The sequence below is a fragment of the Variovorax sp. F042 genome, from assembly GCF_057814215.1.
The window spans coordinates 1-18,903 of record NZ_JBVASX010000003.1 but is presented as its reverse complement, the minus strand read 5'-3'; the positions used below and the strand labels follow the sequence as shown (position 1 = coordinate 18,903).

Here is an 18,903-nt window from a genome sequence, read left to right as displayed (position 1 = left end):
GCGGCTTACTCGGAGCGGATGTCGTTGTCTTTCACGACCTTGGCGTAGCGCGGAATTTCGGCGCGAATCAGCGCGCCGAACTGTTCCGCCGTGCCGCCTGCAGCAGACACCCCGGTGGGCTCCAGCTTGGCGTTGAGTTCGGGCGCCTTGAGGCCGGCGTCGAGCGCGCCGTTGAGCTTCGCGAGCACGGCGGGCGGCACGCCCTTGGGCGCGATCAGCCCGTGCCATGCCACCACGTCGTACTCGGGCAGTCCGCCGGCCTCGGCGATCGAGGGAATGTTGGGGTAGGCCTGCAGGCGCTGCGCAGTGGTCACCGCGAACGCACGCAGCCGGCCCGACTGCACGTGCGGCATCAAGGCCTCGGTGCCCGCGACCAGCATGTCCACGTTGCCTGCCACCAGGTCGGTGACAGCCGGCCCCGTGCCCCGGTACGGCACGTGCGTGGCCTTGACCTTGGCCATGCCGAACATGTACTCGGTCACGATGTGCAGGTGGCTGCCGTTGCCCGCCGAAGCGAAGGTCAGCTTGCCCGGGTTCTGGCGCCCGTAGTCGAGCAGCTCCTTCAGGTTCTTTGCAGGCACCTTGGCCGGGTTGACGCACAGCACGTATGCACCCTTCGACAACTGGATCACCGGCGTCATGTCGGCGACCGGGTCGAAGCGCAGCTTGTACAGGGACGGGTTGACGGTGTAGCTGCCGGCAATCAGCAGCAGCGTGTAGCCGTCGCCGGGCGTGTGCAATGCGTACTCGGTGCCGAGCGTGCCGCCGGCGCCCGGCCGGTTGTCCACCACCACGGCCTGGCCCAGCCGCTGGCTGAGCACGTTCGACGCAACGCGCGCGATGAAGTCGGAGCCCCCGCCGGGTGCGAAGGGACAGACGATCTTGAGCGGCTTGGCCGGAAAGGCATCCTGGGCCCAGACGGTGCGGGCGACGGGCAATGCCAGCCCGGCCAGGGCTGCTGATGAAAAGGCGCGGCGATTCAGGGTCATGCGGTTGTCTCCAGTGTTGTTGTGCATGCCTCCCGCGACGGCGTGCCATCGCGGTGGCAGGCGCTAGTTTGCGCCCGTATGGCAAACCCGCGACAAACGCTCGGAGACTCCCGTGCGGCTCAGATCCGCGCCTCGATCGGCACGAACTTCACGTCCTCGGGGCCGGTGTAGTTGGCGCTCGGGCGAATGATCTTGTTGTCTACGCGCTGCTCGATCACATGCGCGGCCCAGCCGCTGGTGCGCGCGATCACGAACAGGGGTGTGAACATCGCGGTGGGCACGCCCATCATGTGATAGCTCACGGCGCTGAACCAGTCGAGATTGGGGAACATCTTCTTGGCCTCCCACATCACCGATTCCAGCCGCTGCGCGATGTCGAACATCTTGGTCGAGCTGGCTTCGTCGGACAGCCGCCTGGCCACGCCCTTGATCACCACGTTGCGTGGGTCGCTCACCGTATAGACAGGGTGGCCGAAGCCGATCACCACCTCCTTGGCCTCCACGCGGCGGCGGATGTCGGCCTCGGCTTCGTCGGGCGAGTCGTAGCGCTTCTGGATCTCGAAGGCCACCTCGTTGGCGCCGCCGTGCTTGGGGCCGCGCAGCGCGCCGATCGCGCCCGCGATGGACGAATACATGTCGCTGCCGGTGCCGGCGATCACGCGCGCGGTGAAGGTCGAGGCGTTGAACTCGTGCTCCGCGTACAGGTTCAGCGAGGTGTGCATCGCGCGCACCCAGGCCTTGGAAGGCTTCTCGCCATGCAGCAGGTGCAGGAAGTGGCCGCCGATGGAGTCGTCGTCGGTCTCCACATCGATGCGCTTGCCCTGCGTGCTCCAGTGATACCAGTACAGCAGCATCGAGCCGAGCGAAGCCATCAGGCGGTCTGCGATGTCGCGCGCGCCGGGCAGGTTGTGGTCGTCTCTCTCGGGCAGGATGCAGCCTAGCGCGGAGACGCCGGTGCGCATCACGTCCATCGGGTGGGCGCCGGCGGGCAGGCTCTCCAGCGCGTCCTTCACGTTCGCCGGCAGGCCGCGCATGGCCTTCAGGCGTGCCTTGTAGGCCTTGAGCTCGGCACGCGTGGGCAGCTTGCCGTGCACCAGCAGGTGGGCAATTTCTTCGAATTCGCAGACCTCGGCGATGTCCAGGATGTCGTAGCCGCGGTAGTGCAGGTCGTTGCCGGTGCGGCCCACGGTGCAAAGCGCCGTGTTGCCCGCGGTCACGCCCGACAGGGCGACGGACTTCTTGGCCTTGAAGCCGGCCGGTGCGGCGATCTCGGTCGTGGGGGTCATGAGGGTCGTGGTGGTCATGCGGTTTCCTTGTCCAGATAAGAGCGATCGATGGCGGCGGGGCGGCCGGCGGCATCGACCGCCACCATCTCGAACACGCCCTTGAGGACTTCTTCCGCCGGAACGCCCGGCACGTCGGCCAGGCCGGTCACGCACACGGTCATCGAACAGCGGCCGATGCGGCTGACCCATCCGCGCAGGACGAGTTGATAACCCACCGGCACGGGCGAGAGAAAGCTGACGCTGGTCACCTCGGCCATCACCACTTCGCGTTGCGCCAGGCCGCGCGCCGCCAGGAAGGCCGCCTTGCTCATGAGCTGCAGGCCCTGGCCGGCGAAGAGCGTGCCGCGGTGATTGGCATGCACCGGCAGCACCAGTTCGCGGAGTTCGGTTGTTCCAACGGGTGTCGTCATGGTTCGCAATCTACGCAGAAAGCAACGACTGCAGAAGGACTGAAAGGGCGAACTCCTGCGAACGGGAGCAGGCAGATTTGCGAATGCTGCGAAGTTCAGCGACTGGAGCCGCGAGCCATACTTGGCGAATGGCTCGATGTCTTGAGCCCTATTGCCTGATGCTTTGGAAAGCACCGGGCATCTAGGCGCCTCGCGGTTCCTGCACGATCAGCGCGTGACGAATCTTCTGCGCCAGTTCGAGCAGAGCGGACGCCAGCTCGCGCGATACGACGGCGATCGACTCCTCGGTCGAGACGCTGACATTCAGCACGTAGATGACGTCGTCCACCTGCAGTGGCGTGGCCAGCGCCACCACCTCGGGTTGCCAGGCCGCGGCGCAGTAACCCTTGGCATGCACGTCCGCCCACGCCTGCTTGATCTCTGTCTCCATCTTGCGCCAGTGCCTGCGGCGTTGCGCGAACAGTTCCATCAGCCTGGCGCGGCGAGGTTGCGAAGCGACCGCCAGGTAAGCCCTGCCCAGCGACGTGAGTTCCATCGGCACACGCTGGCCCGAAACCACGTGCCGGAGCGCTACGCGCTTCGCATAGCGAATGGATTCAAGGTAAACCATCTCGTCCCGGTCCGGCGCGGCCAGTCCGACGTTGATGCGCTTTTGCAGCGCCAACTCGCGCATGTGCGGTGTTGCTGCCTGTAGAACACGCGATCCGGTGCGCATCGCGTGCGACAAGCTCAACACGGCGGGCGCCAGGCGATAGGCGCGTTCGATGCTGTCCAGCTGCAGCATGCCCGCACCCACCAGCGTCTGCGTGAGTCTGCTGACCGTGGACTTGGAAAGTCCGGTGCGCTCGGCCAGTTCGCCATTGCCCAACAGCTCGGAGCCTGGCCGGAATGCACGCAGGATTTCGATGCCTCGCTCCAGCGATCGATTGGCAGGTGATCGTCCGGGTTTGTGGTCGAGATTGAAGTTGGGAAGTTCGGTCATGGGAGCCTTGCGGACAGGCGACGCGTGGATTCACCGTGAATGGATCGAATCGAAGTATCCATTGCCTGTGTTCCATCCAGTGGAATTGCAATCACCTTTGCGAGCCGCTTGATCCTAGAGTTCGGCTGTCACGCGCTGCAACTCGGGCATGTGACGGACTTTCAAATCAAACAGTTCTGGAGACATCAGACCATGGCAGCCCCTTCCACCGGGCGAGCACGCGTGCTCGCCTTCCTTCTCGCAGGCTTCGCAGTCGTCGGCACGGCCTTCGCCTACCCCGACAAGCCCATCCGTTTCGTCGTGCCCTTCGCGCCGGGCGGAGGCACCGACCTGATTGCTCGCACGCTGGGCGCGGAAATGTCCAAGGACCTCGGGCAGCCGGTCATCATCGACAACAAGCCGGGCGCGGGAACACTGATCGGCACGGACAACGTGGCCAAGAGCGCGCCCGACGGCTACAGCGTCGTGGTCGCCTCGTTCGCCCACGCCGTCAATCCATCGCTGCAGCCCAAGCTTTCGTATGGCAGCAACAAGGCCTTTGCGCCGGTCATCCTCGTCGGTCGCGGACCCAACGTGCTGGTGGTGCGCCCCGACAGTCCCTACAAGTCCGTGGCCGATCTGCTCACCGCCGCGAAGGCCAATCCCGGCAAGCTGACTTTCGCATCGCAAGGCGCGGGCACCTCCGCCCATCTGGCCGGCGAGATGTTCGCCAACCTCGCCAAGGTCAAGCTCTCGCACATTCCCTACCGGGGCGCAGGTCCCGCGCTGACCGATCTGCTGGGCGGCCAGGTCGACATGATGTTCGCCACCGCAGCGGCCGTGTCCACCTTCGTCGACAGCGGCAAGCTGCGCGCGCTGGGCGTGACCACGGCTGAGCCCTCGCCGGCATTCAAGGGTGTGCCGGCCATTGCGGCCAGCGTGCCGGGCTACCTGGTGGAGAGCTGGTACGGCCTGTTCGTGCCGGCCGGTACACCGCCAGCAGTCGTCGAGCGCCTCAACGCCGCCGGCCGCAAGGCCGCCCGTGCACCCGACTTCGTGCGAAAGATCGAACACGAAGGGCTGGTCATCAACGCCGGGCCGCCGGCTGAACTGGACAACTACGTGCGGGCCGAAGAAGAACGGTGGGCGCGCGTCATCAAGGAAAACGGCATCAAGGCCGATTGAACTGCGGCCATCGGCCGCCCAGGAAAAAGCACATGACATACACCCTCATCGACTTTCAGGTGACGGACGCCATCGCGACCGTGACATTCAACCGCCCGGACAAGCGCAACGCCATGAGCGACGACATGCGCACGGAATTCATCGACGTGCTGGAGCACGTGGCCGCCGACAGGGCCATCAGGGCAATGGTGCTGACCGGTGCAGGCAAGGGTTTCTGCGCCGGCGGGGACATCAGCGGAATGCAGAAGCGCATGAACGCTCCGGCAGGTGAAGTGGGGTTCAACGGCTGGCATCGCCAGCAGCGCGTGCATCGCGTGCAGGCCTTGCTGCACACCATGCCCAAGCCGGTGATCGCAGCGGTCAACGGCGCTGCCTCCGGTCTGGGGGCGGACACCGCGATGGCCTGCGACTTCATCATTGCCAGCGAATGGGCCAGCTTCGCCTGGAGCTATGTGCTGCGCGGCATCATTCCCGATGGCGGCGGCATGTACTTCCTGCCGCGCCGCGTGGGCCTGCCCAAGGCCAAGGAGCTGATCTTCACCGGCCGCCAAGTCAAGGTGGACGAAGCCCTCTCGCTGGGCATCGTGGACCGCAAGACCGGCGCGGACACGCTGCTCGCCGACGCGCGGGCGTGGGCGGTCGAACTCTCGTCTGCGTCTTCCACTGCGCTCGCGCTGACAAAGACCATCCTGAACCAGAGCTTCGAGCTGACCTCGCACGACGTGTTCGCACAGGGCAGCCAGGCGCAGGGCATCTGCTACACCAGCAGCGAGCACCGTGCTTCGGTGGAAGCTTTTCTGGCCAAGACAGCCTCCAGGGACTGAGCCATGAATGAAGCCATCGCAAAGCTGCTGTCGCCGCGCAGCGTCGCCGTCATCGGTGCCTCGGCAGACCCGAAGAAAACCACCGGTCGCCCCGTGGCCTATCTGCAGAAGCACGGTTTTGCAGGCCGCATCATGCCGGTGAACCCGAAGGTCGAGCGCATCGGCGAACTGCCGTGCTACGCCGACATCGCTTCGCTGCCGGAAGTGCCCGACGTAGCCGTCGTGCTGCTGGGAGCCGAGCGCGCGCACCTGGCGGTGAAGGAGCTGTCGGCACGGGGCTGCGCCGCCGCCATCGTGCTGGCCAGCGGCTACACCGAAACCGGCGAGGAAGGCGCGCGGCGCCAGCAGCAGTTGATCGAGGCAGCAGGGACGATGCGCATCCTGGGTCCCAACACCATCGGGCTCGTCAACCTCACGGACAACATCGTCCTGTCGCCGTCCGGAGCGCTGGAGATGGATGAGTTCCAGGCCGGCGGGATCGGCGTGGTCTCGCAAAGCGGGGGCATCCTGGGCTCGCTGCTGTCGCGCGCCTCGGCGCGCGGCATCGGCCTGTCGAAGCTGATCTCCACGAGCAACGAAGTTGACCTGGAACTGGCCGACTTCATCGACCACCTGGCCGACGACCCGGCCACCAAGGTGATTGCGCTGTATGTCGAAACCGTGCGCGACCCCGCGAAGTTCCGCGCGGCCTGCCTGAAGGCCGCGCGCATGGGCAAGCCGGTCGTGGCCTTCAAGATCGGCCGCTCGGAGGCGGGCGCCAAGGCCGCCGTGTCCCACACCGGTGCCATGGCAGGTGCCGACAGCATGTATGACGCGCTGTTCAGGCAGGTCGGCGTGATCCGGGCGCAGAGCTTCTCGGATCTGCTGGACATTCCTGCCGCGCTGTCCACGGGCCGCAAGCTGCGCGGCGGGCGCGTCGCCATCCTCACTTCCACGGGCGGCGCCGGCACGCTGGTGTCTGACGACCTGGGCGTGGCTGGCTTCGATACGCCTGCGCCCGACGAGGCCACCGCCAATGCACTGCGCGCGCTGCAGACCGGCAGCAAGGCCGTGCTGGACCGCAACCCCATCGACGTGACGCTCGCCGGCCTGCGCCCCGACCTGCTGCGCGGCGCCATCGATGCACTGCTGGCAAGCCCGAGCTATGACGCGCTGGTGCTCATCGTCGGCTCCTCCAGCCTGGCCATGCCCGAACTGCTGGCCGGCGCCATCCAGGAATGCCTGCCGAATTCCGACAAGCCGGTGATGGCCTACGTGAGCCCGCATGCGCCCGAAGTGGGAGCGCTGCTCACGCGGCGCGGCGTGCCTGCATTCACCGCAGCCGAGAGCTGCACCGCCGCGCTGGCCGGCATGCTGCGCGTGCAGCGCTTCGTGGCGTCCGGGGAAGACGCCGCGGCCTTGCCGCCGGTGGAGGCCGGCGAACTGCCCTCCGGTTCACTCGACGAGGCGCAGGCCAAACAGTTGTTCTCGCGCTTCGGCGTGCCTTGCGCCGCGGAACGCGTGGTCGCTTCGTCAGCCGAGGCGGAAGCCGCCGCGCGCGAGCTGGGTGGGCGCGTCGTGCTCAAGATCCTGTCGTCCGAGATCACGCACAAGAGCGACGTGGGCGGCGTTGCCGTCGGGTTGGACGGCGACACCATCGGCGAGCGCATCGGCCGCATGGCGGCTGACGTGAAGGCCCGCACCGGCGTGCATCCGCAGCGCTTTCTCGTGCAGGAGATGGTTGCGGGCGGCACGGAACTGATCCTGGGAATGCACCGCGATGCGCTGGGCACGGCCATCCTGCTGGGCATGGGCGGCGTGACGGCGGAGCTTTTCAAGGACACCACCATGCGGCTGCTGGCGCAGGGCGCGCGTGGCCTGAAGCCGCTCGGCCGCGCCGAGGCGCTATCGATGGCGCACGACCTCAAGACCTGGCCGCTGCTGGATGGTTTCCGTGGACGGCCCAAGGCCGACATCGAGGCCTTGGTCGATGCGATCGTCGCCTTCTCCAGGATGGCGGCGCAGCTTGGCGAGCGCCTGGTCGAGGCCGAGATCAACCCCGTATTCGTGCTGCCGCAGGGGCAGGGCGTGCGCGCCGCCGACGGCGTGGTCGTGCTGGCCTGAGCGACAGGCCCGGCTCTTCTTTTTCTTTTCTTCTCGAACCGATCGGACATCCCGTGTACGCCACCGAAGTATTCGCCCGCTACGCCACCAAATTCCGCCAGGCCCGGCTGGGAGACGAGGTACTCCACCACGCCAAGCGCGCCGTGATCGACTGGCATGCCGCGCTGTTCCCCGGCCTGGAAGTTGCGCCCATGCCGCAGCTTCGCGCGCTGCTTGCCGACGATCTCGACCGTGGCCGTGCGCGCCTGCCCGATGGCCGCCTGGCGCCGGCACGCGCGGCCGCCCTGCTCAACGGCACGGCGGCCCACGCGGCCGAGGTGGACGACAGCTTCCGCGATGCCATGTACCACCCCGGCGCGGCCACGGTGGCGGCCGCGTTGGCCATTGCGCAGGACCGGGGCGCCAGCGGCCTTGAATTCCTGCGCGGCGTGGTGCTCGGCTACGAGGTCTCGACCCGCATCGGTGTGGCGATGGGGCGGGCGCACTATCGCCATTGGCACAACACCGGCACCGTGGGAACCTTTGGCGCGGCCGCTTCCGCCGCCGGCCTGCTGGGGCTGCACGGCGCGCCCTTCGCCCATGCGATGGCTACGGCCGCCACCTTTGCAGCGGGGCTGCAGCAGGCCTTCCGCATGGATTCGATGTCCAAGCCCCTGCATGCGGGGCGTGCTGCCGAAGGCGGCGTGCTCGCCGCGCAACTGGCCGCGCAGGGTGTGACGGGCTCGCTGGACGTGCTCGAGGGCGAGGCGGGCTTCGGCCGCGCCATGAGCGACGGTCCGGACTGGTCGGCGGTGGGCGACACGCTGGGGCGCGACTTCCACATCACCCGGCTGACCTTCAAGAACCACATCGGCTGCGGCCATGCCTTCGCTGCCATCGACGGGGCCCTGGAACTGGCGCGCCGGCATGGCCTGCGGGCTGCGGATATCCGCAGCGTCCGCGTGGCCACCTATGGTCCCGCGCTGGACATCGCCTGCTACGAAGATCCGCGCACCGAGAACGAGGCGCGCTTCAGCCTGCGCTTCGTGGTGGCCACGGCGCTGGTGCATGGCAGCGTGCGGCTCGCGGCGTACACGCCCGAGCGGCTGGCGGATGCCGACACGCGCGCGCTGATGGCGCGCATCACGGCCGTGGTCGATCCCGGGATCGACGCCGCCTTCCCGGGCCGCCGCTCTGCCCGGGTGGAGGTCGAGACGATCGACGGCCAGCGCCACGTCTGGCTGCAGCCCGACCGCAAGGGCGACCCCGAACTGCCGCTGTCGGACGCGGAGCTGGAAGACAAGCTGCTGGAACTGGCGGCGCCGGTGATCGGCACCGAGCGAGCGCGGACGCTGCTGCGCAACATCTGGTCGCTGGAGCAGGCGGGCGACCTGCAGGGGCTGGGAGGCTGAGGTTGCGCAGGCCGGCTTCGCAGCCTTCGCTTTTCACCCAGGATTTTCGAAATTTTTTGGAACTCTATTTTTTGAGGGCCAGTAAAGTACCGGGCAATTTTTGAACTCTATTTGTTTGTTTTGAACTCCATCAGCTTCGACCACACCCGCTTCGACGCCGCCATCGTCGACCTCGACGGCACCATGGTCGACACGCTCGGCGACTTTGCTGCGTCGCTGAACCGCATGCTCGACGACCTATCGCTGCCGCATGTGGCGCCTGCCGCCATCGAGACGATGGTGGGCAAGGGCTCGGAGCACCTGATTCATTCGGCGCTCGTGCATGTGATGGCGCCAGATGCTGCTGCCGATGCGAAGGCACGGGCCTTGTTCGACCGCGCATGGGAGCGCTACCAGCACCACTACCTCGCCATCAACGGACAGCACTCGGCGGTGTACCCCGGCGTGATCGACGGGCTGAAGGCGTTGCGTGCAAGCGGCCTGCGGCTGGCCTGCCTTACCAACAAGCCGACGTCGTTCGCAAAGCCCTTGCTGGTCGACAAGGGCCTCGACGGTTTCTTCGAGCTGGTGTTCGGTGGCGATGCCTTCGAGCGCAAGAAGCCCGATCCGATGCCGCTGCTGAAGACCTGCGAAGCGCTGGGCACCACGCCCGCGCGCACGCTGATGATTGGCGACTCGAGCAACGACGCGCGCGCCGCACGCGCCGCGGGCTGCCCCGTTGTGCTCGTGACCTACGGCTACAACCACGGTGAACCGGTGCGCGGCGTCGATGCCGACGGCTTCGTCGATTCGCTGGCCGAGCTTGCTCCGGCTGCGTTGCGGTAACGGCTCTTCTTATTGCTTGCCGAGCAGCGCGTCCTTCAGCTTCCAGTCGGCCGGGTTCGGCCCCAGCCAGATGCGCAGCAGCGCATTGAAGAAGGCCGGCTCCTTCACCGGGTCGGGTTGAGGCACGCCGCGCACCGTGATCACCGTGCCGGTGCCGGGCAGCCAGTCGATGGTGAAAGTGTCGCCAGTCTTCAGCTGTTTCTGGTCCGCGAACATCTGGCCCATGCGCAGCAGGCCCGGAATGAGGTTGACCATTTCGCTCTTGGGCGAGTTGTCTTCCACGCCCTTGGTGAAGAGCTTGCCGAGTTCGTTCGCGTCGATGTCGCGCAGCATGGTGATGGCCACGCGCTTGGGGCCCGGCGCGGCCAGGGCCTCTTCGGTGGTCGACACCTTCTTGCCCACGTACAGGCCGGCCGTGTAGACCTTGAAGATGGCCTTGTAGCGGATGCCCGCGCCATTGAGCACCAAGGGGCTGCCGCGCAGATCCATCTGGTCTTCGAGCTTGACGCCGGCCACGTCGACCTGCGCGGCCGAGGCGCCGAGGGCGGTGGCCAGGCAGGCGGCCAGGGCGAGGCGGGAGAAGAGCACGGTCGGAAGCGAAAGAGCGGTCAACGGAGTCTCCTTGGAGTTTTGCGAACGGTCGTGCGAATGTATCTTTTTGTTTTACGTTCACGGCTTCGGGGGAACCCTGAAAGCGGCCAATGAAGGCGACCGTTGCACGCTTTGGCGTTTTCGTGGGCTAAACTCCGCGCCTCATATGTTCGTTCATCACATCATTCAAACAGGTGAAGGCAGCCGGGGAGCCTGGCCCTGGCGTCGCCATACTTCGCTGACTGTTTGATTGCACGGCGCACGCCGTGCGCCCGCGGTTCCGAGTCGATACACACTACGACGCCGGACCACCCGTGAATGACCTTGCCGCCGGCCGAAGGAGCGCCGCAGGCAAATGGAGAACGAATCCGTGATCACCGAACTTGAATTCAAGAGCCTCAGCGCCCAGGGCTACAACCGCATTCCGCTGATGGCCGAGGCCTTTGCCGACCTCGAGACGCCTCTTTCCCTCTACCTCAAGCTGGCCCATTCGCAGGGCGGCGGCAAGCACAGCTTTCTGCTCGAATCGGTGGTGGGCGGCGAGCGCTTCGGGCGCTACAGCTTCATCGGACTGCCGGCTCGCACGCTGCTGCGTGCCAGCGGCTTCGGCGCCGAGGCCGTCACCGAAGTGGTGACCGACGGGCAGGTGGTCGAGACTGCAAAGGGCAACCCGCTCGACTTCGTGGCCGAGTACCAGAAGCGATTCAAGGTCGCGCTGCGGCCCGGACTGCCGCGCTTTTGCGGTGGCCTTGCCGGCTACTTCGGCTACGACACCGTGCGCCACATCGAGCGCAAGCTCGAAAAGAGCTGCCCGCCCGACACGCTGGGATGCCCCGACATCCTGCTGCTGCAGTGCGAGGAGCTGGCCGTCATCGACAACCTCTCGGGCAAGCTCTACCTCATCGTCTATGCCGACCCGAAGCAGCCCGAGGCCTACGCTGTGGGCAAGCGCCGCCTGCGCGAGCTGAAGGAAAAGCTCAAGTACTCGGTGAGCGCCCCCGTCGTGAAGCCCACGCAGCCGCATCCGCCGGAGCGAAGCTTTGCCAAGGCCGACTACCTTGCGGCCGTCGAGCGCGCCAAGGAAATGATCGCCGCCGGCGACTTCATGCAGGTGCAGGTGGGCCAGCGCATCAGCAAGCGCTACACCGAGTCGCCGCTGTCGCTGTACCGCGCGCTGCGTTCGCTCAACCCCTCGCCCTACATGTATTACTACAACCTGGGCGACTTCCACGTGGTGGGCGCTTCACCGGAGATCCTGGTGCGTCAGGAAAACACGGGCGAGGGTGAGCAGAAGATCACCATCCGCCCGCTGGCCGGTACGCGCCCCCGCGGCGCATCGATCGAGCTCGACAAGGCGGCGGAGGAAGAACTCATCAACGACCCGAAGGAGCGCGCCGAGCACGTGATGCTGATCGACCTCGCGCGCAACGACATCGGCCGCATCGCCAAGACCGGCACGGTGAAGGTGACGGAAGCCTTTGCGGTGGAGCGCTACAGCCACGTGATGCATATCGTGAGCAACGTCGAAGGCACGCTGAAGGACGGCATGACCGCCATCGACGTGCTCAAGGCTACCTTCCCGGCGGGCACGCTGACCGGTGCGCCGAAGGTGCATGCGATGGAGCTCATCGACCAGTTGGAGCCGACCAAGCGCGGGCTGTATGGCGGCGCGTGCGGCTACATCAGCTACGCGGGCGACATGGACGTGGCCATTGCCATTCGCACCGGCATCGTGAAGGACCAGATGCTGCACGTGCAGGCCGCGGCCGGCGTGGTGGCCGACTCGGTGCCCGAGCTGGAGTGGAAAGAAACTGAAGCCAAGGCGCGCGCACTCCTGCGTGCCGCCGAACTGGTCGAGGAAGGCCTGGAATGAGCACCGCACCCGATATTCAGAACGACTTCTCGCACGAGATCATCGGCGCGGCCGTCGAGGTGCAGCGCGTGCTCGGCACGGGGCTCGACGAAGGGGCCTATGCGGCTGCGCTGGCCATCGAGCTCGCCGAGCGCGAGATCGGCTTCACGCGCGACGTGGCGCTGTCGGCCAGCTACAAGGGCCGCTCGCTCGGCGAGGTGTACCGTGCGGGCTTCGTGATCGAGCAATCTGTCATCGTCGAACTCAAGGCGGTCGACGTGCTGACCGACCTGCATCGCGCGCAGGTGCTTGCCGCGCTGCGCCTGTCGGGCCTCAAGCTGGGCCTTCTGATCAACTTCAACGTGTTCCCCGTCGTCAAGGGCGTGCACCGGATTGTGAGCAAGCCATGAAACTGCTGATGATCGACAACTACGATTCCTTCACCTACAACATCGTCCAGTACTTCGGCGAGCTGGGTGCGGATGTGCAGGTGCACCGCAACGACGAGATCACGGTGGAGCAGATCGGCGAGCTGATCGCCTCCGGCGTGACGCGGCTGGTGGTGTCGCCCGGGCCGTGTTCGCCGGCGGAAGCGGGTGTTTCGGTGGCGGCCATCGAGGCCTTTGCGGGCAAGCTGCCCATTCTTGGCGTGTGCCTGGGCCACCAGGCCATCGGCGCGGCCTTCGGCGGCAAGATCGTGCGCGCGCAGCAGCTCATGCACGGCAAGACCAGCGAGATCACGACCACGCAAGAAGGCGTGTTCGCGGGTCTGCCCGAGAAGTTCATCGTCAACCGCTACCACTCGCTTTCCATCGAGCGCGAGAGCTGCCCGAAGGCACTGGCTGTCACCGCATGGACCGATGACGGCGAGATCATGGGGGTGCGGCACACCGGATTCGCGCATGACGTGCGCATCGAAGGCGTGCAGTTCCATCCCGAATCGATCCTCACCGAGCACGGCCACGCGATGCTCAAGAACTTCCTGGACTGAGCCACCATGACCGATCGCACCTCCCTCGTCGACCTGCGCAGCGACACCGTCACGCAACCCACCCCCGCGATGCGGGAGGCCATGATGGCGGCGCCGCTGGGCGACGACGTCTTCGGCACCGACCCGAGCGTCAATGCGCTGCAGGAAAAGATTGCCGCGATGCTGGGCTTCGAGGCTGCGCTGTTCGTGCCCACCGGCACGCAGAGCAACCTGTGCGCGATTCTTTCGCACTGCGGCCGCGGCGACGAATACATCGTCGGCCAGCAGGCCCACTGCTATCGGTGGGAAGGCGGCGGCGCGGCGGTGTTCGGCAGCGTGCAGCCCCAGCCGCTCGACCACGCGCCCGACGGCACGCTGCCGCTGGCGCAGATCGAGGCGGCCATCAAGCCCGATGACGCGCACTTCGCGCGCACGCGGCTGCTGGCGCTGGAGAACACGCTGGGCGGCAAGCTGCTGCCCTTCGAGTACGTGCAGGCTGCGACCGATCTGGCGAAGAGCAAGGGGCTGCAGCGGCATCTGGACGGCGCACGGCTCTTCAATGCGGCGACCGCGCAGGCGGCGTTGAACAAGCGCAGCGACATCCGCGCGGAGGCGCGCCGCATCGCGCAGTGCTTCGACAGCGTGTCGGTGTGCTTCAGCAAGGGGCTGGGCGCGCCCATCGGCTCGGCGCTGGTGGGATCGCGTGAATTCATAGCACGCGCACATCGCATTCGCAAGATGGCAGGCGGCGGCATGCGGCAGGCCGGGCTGCTGGCTGCGGCGGCTTCGCATGCACTCGATCACCATATCGATCGCCTGGCCGACGACCACGCATTGGCACAGCGGCTTGCACAAGGGCTCGAAGGCATCGAGGGCCTGACGGTCGAGGCGCCGCACACGAACATCGTGTTCGCGGATCTCACCGGGGCTGCGCAGGCGCGTTCGTCGGAACTGATCGCGAGCCTGAGCCAGCAGGGCATCCTGGCGACGGGGCTTTACCGGTTGCGCTTCGTGACGCACCTCGACGTCGATGCCGCCGGCGTCGACCGGGCCGTCGCCGCGATCCGCGCCTTCTTCAACGCCTGAGCCCTGCGAGGACGCGATGCCTGATCTTCCCCATCTGCTCGCTTTCATCGCCGCCGGCTGGCTGCTGAACCTCACGCCCGGACCCGACGTGCTGTACGTCGTGACGAATTCGCTGCGCTCCGGCGTGCGCGCCGGCATCGTGGCGGGGCTGGGCATCACGGCCGGCTGCTTCGTTCACATCTTTGCCGCCGCAGTCGGCGTCGGCACCCTGATGGCGACATCGGCGGCGGCCTTCACGGTGCTCAAGTACATCGGTGCGGCGTACCTGCTGTATCTGGGCGTGCGCATGCTGCTGTCGCGCGCGGCGCCGCCCGCGGATCTCGACAAGGCGGCCGCCGATGCGGGCGGGGAGCGCAGTCTCAAGGCGATCTTTCTCGGGGGCTTCTGGACGAACGTGTTGAACCCCAAGGTCGCGCTGTTCTTCCTGGCCTTCGTGCCGCAGTTCATCGCGCCGGGCACCGACAACAAGGCGTTGGCCTTCGTGCTGCTGGGCGTGCTGTTCAACCTGAATGCCATTCCCGTCAACGTGGGATGGGCTTTGGCAGCAGGCTGGATGGCGCACCGCAGTGCCGTACAGAAGGGCATGCACTGGCTCGACCGTGCTGCCGGCGTGCTTTTCATCGGCTTCGGCCTCAAGCTCGCGTTCACCGACGCGCCCGCCGTTCGCGTCGGCCGCTGATTCACTCTCGAGGAGACTTTCCATGATCACCCCCCAGGAAGCGCTGCAGCGCACCATCGAACACCGCGAAGTCTTCCACGACGAGATGCTGCACATCGTGCGCCTCATCATGAGCGGCGAGTGCTCGCCCGTGATGATGGCCGCGCTGATCACCGGCCTGCGCGTGAAGAAGGAAACCATCGGCGAGATCACCGCCGCCGCGCAGGTGATGCGCGAGGTGTCGACCAAGGTGCCCGTCGCGGACACGACGCACCTCGTGGACATCGTCGGCACGGGTGGCGATGGCTCGCACACATTCAACATCTCGACCTGCTCGATGTTCGTGGCGGCCGCGGCGGGCGCCAAGGTGAGCAAGCACGGCGGTCGCAGCGTGTCGAGCAAGTCGGGCAGTGCCGACGTGCTGGAGTCGCTGGGCGTGAACATCAACCTCAAGCCCGAGCAGATCGCGCGCTCGATCGAGGAGTGCGGCATCGGCTTCATGTTCGCGCCGAACCACCATCCGGCGATGAAGAACGTCGCGCCGGTGCGCAAGGAGCTCGGCATCAAGACCATCTTCAACATCCTCGGGCCGCTGACCAATCCGGCCGGCGCGCCGAACATCCTGATGGGCGTGTTCCACCCCGACCTCGTGGGCATCCAGGTGCGCGCGCTGCAGCGGCTCGGCGCCGAGCATGCGGTGGTGGTCTACGGGCGCGACGGCATGGACGAGATATCGCTCGGTGCCGCCACCATGGTGGGCGAGCTGAAGGACGGCGAGATCCGCGAGTACGAACTGCATCCCGAGGACTTCGGCTTCCAGATGTCGAGCAACCGCGCGCTGCGCGTGGAAACGCCCGAGCAGTCGAAGGCGATGCTGCTGGGCGTGCTCGACAATCAGGCAGGCCCTGCGCTCGACATCGTGCTGCTGAATGCTGGCGCGGCACTGTATGCGGCGAACGTGGTCGATTCGGTGCAAGCGGGTGTGGAGCGCTCACGCAGCGCCATCGCCTCGGGCGCGGCGAAGGCCAAGCTGGCCGAGCTGATCAAGGCCTCCACGACAGTCTGAGTCCCAAGAAACCGGAAACCCCAGAAGCTATGTCCGACATCCTCGACAAGATCGTTGCCGTCAAGCACCAGGAGGTGGCTGCGGCCCTGAAGCGAGCGCCGCTCGAGGCCGTGCGCTTCGATGCCGAGAGCCGCGTGCTGACGCGCGACTTCGAAGGCGCCCTGCGCGCCAAGATCGCCGCCGGGCAGGCCGCGGTGATTGCCGAAGTCAAGAAGGCCAGCCCGAGCAAGGGCGTGCTGCGCGAAGACTTCATTCCGGCCGATATCGCCCAGAGCTACGCCGAGGGCGACGGCGAGATCAGCGCGGCCTGCCTTTCGGTGCTGACCGACAAGCAGTTCTTCCAGGGCGGTGTGGACTATCTCAAGCAGGCGCGCGCCTCGTGCGACCTGCCGGTGCTGCGCAAGGACTTCATCATCGATGCGTACCAGGTGTATGAATCGCGCGCGATGGGTGCCGATGCCATCCTGTTGATCGTCGCTTGTCTCGACGATGCGCAGATGAAGGACTACGAAGCCATCGCGCGCGGGCTGGGCATGGCGGTGCTGGTGGAGGTGCACGACGCGGCTGAGCTCGACCGTGCGCTGAAGCTGAAGACGGCGCTGATCGGGGTCAACAACCGCAATCTGCGCAACTTCGAAGTGTCGATCCAGGCGACCATCGACTTGCTGCCGAAGCTACCTTCCGATCGTTTGCCGGTGACCGAGTCGGGCATCGGCACGCGCGAAGACGTCGCCACGCTACGTGCGGCCGGTGTCAACGCCTTCCTGGTCGGCGAAGCATTCATGCGCGCCAAGGAACCCGGCGAGGCCCTCGCTGCGTTGTTCAAATGAGCCGGCCCGATCAGCTGTCGAGCAGCGATCCTGCCGACTGGCCGGTGGCGCCTGGCTGGCAGCCACTGGTTGACGATTTCTTTGGCGGTGTCGTGGGGCAAAAGCTGCTGGGCTTCTTGCGCGAGCGTCTCGATGCGGGGGCGGTGATTTTTCCGCCGCAGCCGCTGAGGGCGCTGGAACTCACGCCGCCGGAAGACGTGCGCGTGGTGATCCTGGGCCAGGATCCGTACCACGGGCGCGGCCAGGCCGAGGGGCTGGCGTTCTCCGTGGCGCCCGGCGTGGCACTGCCGCCTTCGCTGCGCAACATCTTCAAGGAGCTCCAGCGCGACCTGGGCACACCGCCGCCAGCATTCCCGAATCCGGGTGGCAGTCTGGTGAAGTGGGCGACGCATGGCGTACTGCTGCTCAACACCTGCCTGACGGTCGAGGAAGCGCAGCCGGCCAGCCATTCCGGCCGTGGCTGGGAGGTGCTGACGGATGCCGTCATTCGCCATGTTTCAGACGGTGCAAAACCTGTTGTTTTTATGCTGTGGGGCTCGCACGCGCAGAGTAAGCGGGCGTTGATCGACGTTAAGCGCCATAAGGTGCTGATGTCGAATCATCCGTCCCCTCTTTCGGCGTTGCGCCCGCCCGTGCCGTTCATCGGCTGCGGCCACTTCGGTGAAGCGCGTGCGTGGCGGGAGGCCCAGCGGGCGGAGGGGTGAAGTTGGGCGATAATCGTAGGCTCACACCTTGAGCAGTTCCCCCGCATCTTCTGGATGCTTGGATTTCTGAGTAGTCACAAAACCGTGCTATATTTCGAGGTTCGCCGGAGAGGTGGCCGAGTGGTTAATGGCAGCAGACTGTAAATCTGCCCTCTTACGAGTACGCTGGTTCGAATCCAGCCCTCTCCACCAGCGATGAATTTGGTTTCTAAGAGCGATTGGATTTCGCGCTTTGGGTGCCTTGAGTGCCCCCGATGCGGGAGTAGTTCAATGGTAGAACCCCAGCCTTCCAAGCTGATGACGCGGGTTCGATTCCCGTCTCCCGCTCCAGAGACTCGGTTCATTGTTGAGGCGATGTGAATTCGTAACTTTGTTACAAATGCCCTTTTGGCTCAGTGGTAGAGCACTCCCTTGGTAAGGGAGAGGTCGCGGGTCCGATTCCCGCAAAGGGCACCAGTTTTTGGGGGTTGCAACGGCAGCTTTGCAACCCATCTGCATACGTTGGAAACGTTTTTTTCGGAGTCGAAAAATGGCAAAAGGTAAATTCACCCGCACCAAGCCGCACGTGAACGTGGGCACGATCGGTCACGTTGACCACGGCAAGACGACGCTGACGGCTGCGATCGCGACGGTTCTGTCGGCCAAGTTCGGCGGCGAAGCCAAGGCCTACGACCAGATCGACGCTGCGCCTGAAGAAAAGGCCCGCGGCATCACGATCAACACCGCGCACGTCGAGTACGAAACGGCCAACCGCCACTACGCACACGTCGACTGCCCCGGCCACGCCGACTACGTGAAGAACATGATCACCGGCGCTGCCCAGATGGACGGCGCCATCCTGGTGTGCTCGGCCGCTGACGGCCCGATGCCCCAGACCCGTGAGCACATCCTGCTGGCTCGCCAGGTGGGCGTGGGCTACATCATCGTGTTCCTGAACAAGTGCGACATGGTCGACGACAAGGAACTGCTCGAGCTGGTCGAAATGGAAGTTCGCGAACTCCTCGACAAGTACGAATTCCCCGGCGACGACACCCCCATCATCCACGGCTCGGCCAAGCTCGCCCTGGAAGGCGACAAGGGCGAACTGGGCGAAGGCGCCATCATGAAGCTGGCCGAAGCCCTGGACACGTACATCCCGACGCCCGAGCGCGCCGTGGACGGCACGTTCCTGA

19 protein-coding genes and 3 tRNA genes are annotated in these 18,903 nt (G+C 66.0%); 17 read left to right on the top strand and 5 right to left on the bottom strand.

The features are described 5' to 3' along the window. Positions 1-5: 5 nt before the first annotated feature. The 4 genes from ACZYSP_RS13025 to ACZYSP_RS13010 form a co-directional block, all read right to left on the bottom strand. Positions 6-989 carry a tripartite tricarboxylate transporter substrate binding protein gene (locus tag ACZYSP_RS13025; RefSeq protein WP_489014561.1) on the bottom strand — a complete coding sequence of 328 codons (984 nt, stop codon included), beginning with the start codon at positions 987-989 and terminating at the stop codon, positions 6-8. Between the two features lie 119 nt (positions 990-1,108). Then, positions 1,109-2,293: a bifunctional 2-methylcitrate synthase/citrate synthase gene (prpC, locus tag ACZYSP_RS13020; RefSeq protein WP_354337058.1), complete on the bottom strand. Its 1,185-nt coding sequence runs from the start codon at positions 2,291-2,293 to the stop codon at positions 1,109-1,111. Further along, complete coding sequence (locus tag ACZYSP_RS13015; protein ID WP_093058793.1) at positions 2,290-2,685, bottom strand: acyl-CoA thioesterase; 396 nt, start codon at positions 2,683-2,685, stop codon at positions 2,290-2,292. Before ACZYSP_RS13015 ends, prpC begins: the two co-directional genes overlap by 4 nt. 181 nt (positions 2,686-2,866) lie before the next feature. Further along, positions 2,867-3,667, bottom strand: coding sequence for an IclR family transcriptional regulator (locus ACZYSP_RS13010; protein ID WP_354337057.1), 801 nt, complete (start codon positions 3,665-3,667; stop codon positions 2,867-2,869). A 192-nt stretch (positions 3,668-3,859) separates the two neighbouring features. Between ACZYSP_RS13010 and ACZYSP_RS13005 the strand changes: the two genes are divergently transcribed. The 5 genes from ACZYSP_RS13005 (at position 3,860) to ACZYSP_RS12985 (ending at position 9,974) form a co-directional block, all read left to right on the top strand. Then, positions 3,860-4,831 (top strand): tripartite tricarboxylate transporter substrate binding protein, encoded by a 972-nt coding sequence (locus ACZYSP_RS13005; RefSeq protein ID WP_093174975.1) that lies wholly within the window; start codon positions 3,860-3,862, stop codon positions 4,829-4,831. Between the two features lie 32 nt (positions 4,832-4,863). Further along, a complete protein-coding gene (locus ACZYSP_RS13000) occupies positions 4,864-5,655 on the top strand; it encodes an enoyl-CoA hydratase/isomerase family protein (RefSeq protein WP_489014557.1) in 792 nt (263 codons plus the stop codon). Positions 5,656-5,658: 3 nt separating this feature from the next. Next, the gene (locus ACZYSP_RS12995) at positions 5,659-7,758 is read left to right on the top strand and encodes an acetate--CoA ligase family protein (protein WP_489014555.1); all 2,100 of its coding nucleotides are present in this window, start codon (positions 5,659-5,661) and stop codon (positions 7,756-7,758) included. A gap of 53 nt (positions 7,759-7,811) precedes the next feature. Then, positions 7,812-9,149: an MmgE/PrpD family protein gene (locus ACZYSP_RS12990; protein ID WP_489014553.1), complete on the top strand. Its 1,338-nt coding sequence runs from the start codon at positions 7,812-7,814 to the stop codon at positions 9,147-9,149. Between the two features lie 120 nt (positions 9,150-9,269). After that, complete coding sequence (locus ACZYSP_RS12985) at positions 9,270-9,974, top strand: phosphoglycolate phosphatase (RefSeq protein WP_093174964.1); 705 nt, start codon at positions 9,270-9,272, stop codon at positions 9,972-9,974. A 9-nt stretch (positions 9,975-9,983) separates the two neighbouring features. Here ACZYSP_RS12985 and ACZYSP_RS12980 read toward each other — a convergent pair whose 3' ends face one another. After that, positions 9,984-10,586 (bottom strand): chalcone isomerase family protein, encoded by a 603-nt coding sequence (locus ACZYSP_RS12980; protein ID WP_093077145.1) that lies wholly within the window; start codon positions 10,584-10,586, stop codon positions 9,984-9,986. 349 nt (positions 10,587-10,935) lie between these two features. Between ACZYSP_RS12980 and trpE the strand changes: the two genes are divergently transcribed. The 12 genes from trpE to ACZYSP_RS12920 all read left to right on the top strand — a co-directional run. After that, positions 10,936-12,438 (top strand): anthranilate synthase component I, encoded by a 1,503-nt coding sequence (trpE, locus tag ACZYSP_RS12975; RefSeq protein ID WP_093058806.1) that lies wholly within the window; start codon positions 10,936-10,938, stop codon positions 12,436-12,438. Beyond that, positions 12,435-12,827, top strand: coding sequence for a GxxExxY protein (locus ACZYSP_RS12970; protein WP_093058807.1), 393 nt, complete (start codon positions 12,435-12,437; stop codon positions 12,825-12,827). The genes trpE and ACZYSP_RS12970 overlap by 4 nt, the downstream gene beginning before the upstream one ends. Beyond that, on the top strand, positions 12,824-13,408 hold the full coding sequence (locus tag ACZYSP_RS12965) for an aminodeoxychorismate/anthranilate synthase component II (protein ID WP_093058808.1): 585 nt from the start codon (positions 12,824-12,826) through the stop codon (positions 13,406-13,408). The genes ACZYSP_RS12970 and ACZYSP_RS12965 overlap by 4 nt, the downstream gene beginning before the upstream one ends. A gap of 6 nt (positions 13,409-13,414) precedes the next feature. Continuing rightward, positions 13,415-14,473 (top strand): low-specificity L-threonine aldolase, encoded by a 1,059-nt coding sequence (gene ltaE, locus ACZYSP_RS12960; protein ID WP_489014549.1) that lies wholly within the window; start codon positions 13,415-13,417, stop codon positions 14,471-14,473. Between the two features lie 16 nt (positions 14,474-14,489). Then, on the top strand, positions 14,490-15,152 hold the full coding sequence (locus ACZYSP_RS12955) for a LysE family translocator (protein WP_093174959.1): 663 nt from the start codon (positions 14,490-14,492) through the stop codon (positions 15,150-15,152). Positions 15,153-15,174: 22 nt separating this feature from the next. Further along, positions 15,175-16,197, top strand: a complete 1,023-nt coding sequence (gene trpD / locus ACZYSP_RS12950) for an anthranilate phosphoribosyltransferase (protein ID WP_093077150.1) — start codon at positions 15,175-15,177, stop codon at positions 16,195-16,197. A 29-nt stretch (positions 16,198-16,226) separates the two neighbouring features. Next, positions 16,227-17,027, top strand: a complete 801-nt coding sequence (gene trpC, locus ACZYSP_RS12945; RefSeq protein ID WP_093077151.1) for an indole-3-glycerol phosphate synthase TrpC — start codon at positions 16,227-16,229, stop codon at positions 17,025-17,027. Next, positions 17,024-17,731 (top strand): uracil-DNA glycosylase, encoded by a 708-nt coding sequence (locus tag ACZYSP_RS12940; RefSeq protein ID WP_093077153.1) that lies wholly within the window; start codon positions 17,024-17,026, stop codon positions 17,729-17,731. Before trpC ends, ACZYSP_RS12940 begins: the two co-directional genes overlap by 4 nt. Positions 17,732-17,837: 106 nt before the next feature. Continuing rightward, positions 17,838-17,923, top strand: a tRNA-Tyr gene (locus ACZYSP_RS12935). A gap of 64 nt (positions 17,924-17,987) precedes the next feature. Then, a tRNA-Gly gene (locus ACZYSP_RS12930) sits at positions 17,988-18,061 on the top strand. A 51-nt stretch (positions 18,062-18,112) separates the two neighbouring features. Continuing rightward, positions 18,113-18,187, top strand: a tRNA-Thr gene (locus ACZYSP_RS12925). Between the two features lie 73 nt (positions 18,188-18,260). Further along, positions 18,261-18,903: GTP-binding protein (locus tag ACZYSP_RS12920; protein ID WP_489014545.1), on the top strand; the 643-nt coding region annotated here is incomplete at its 3' end.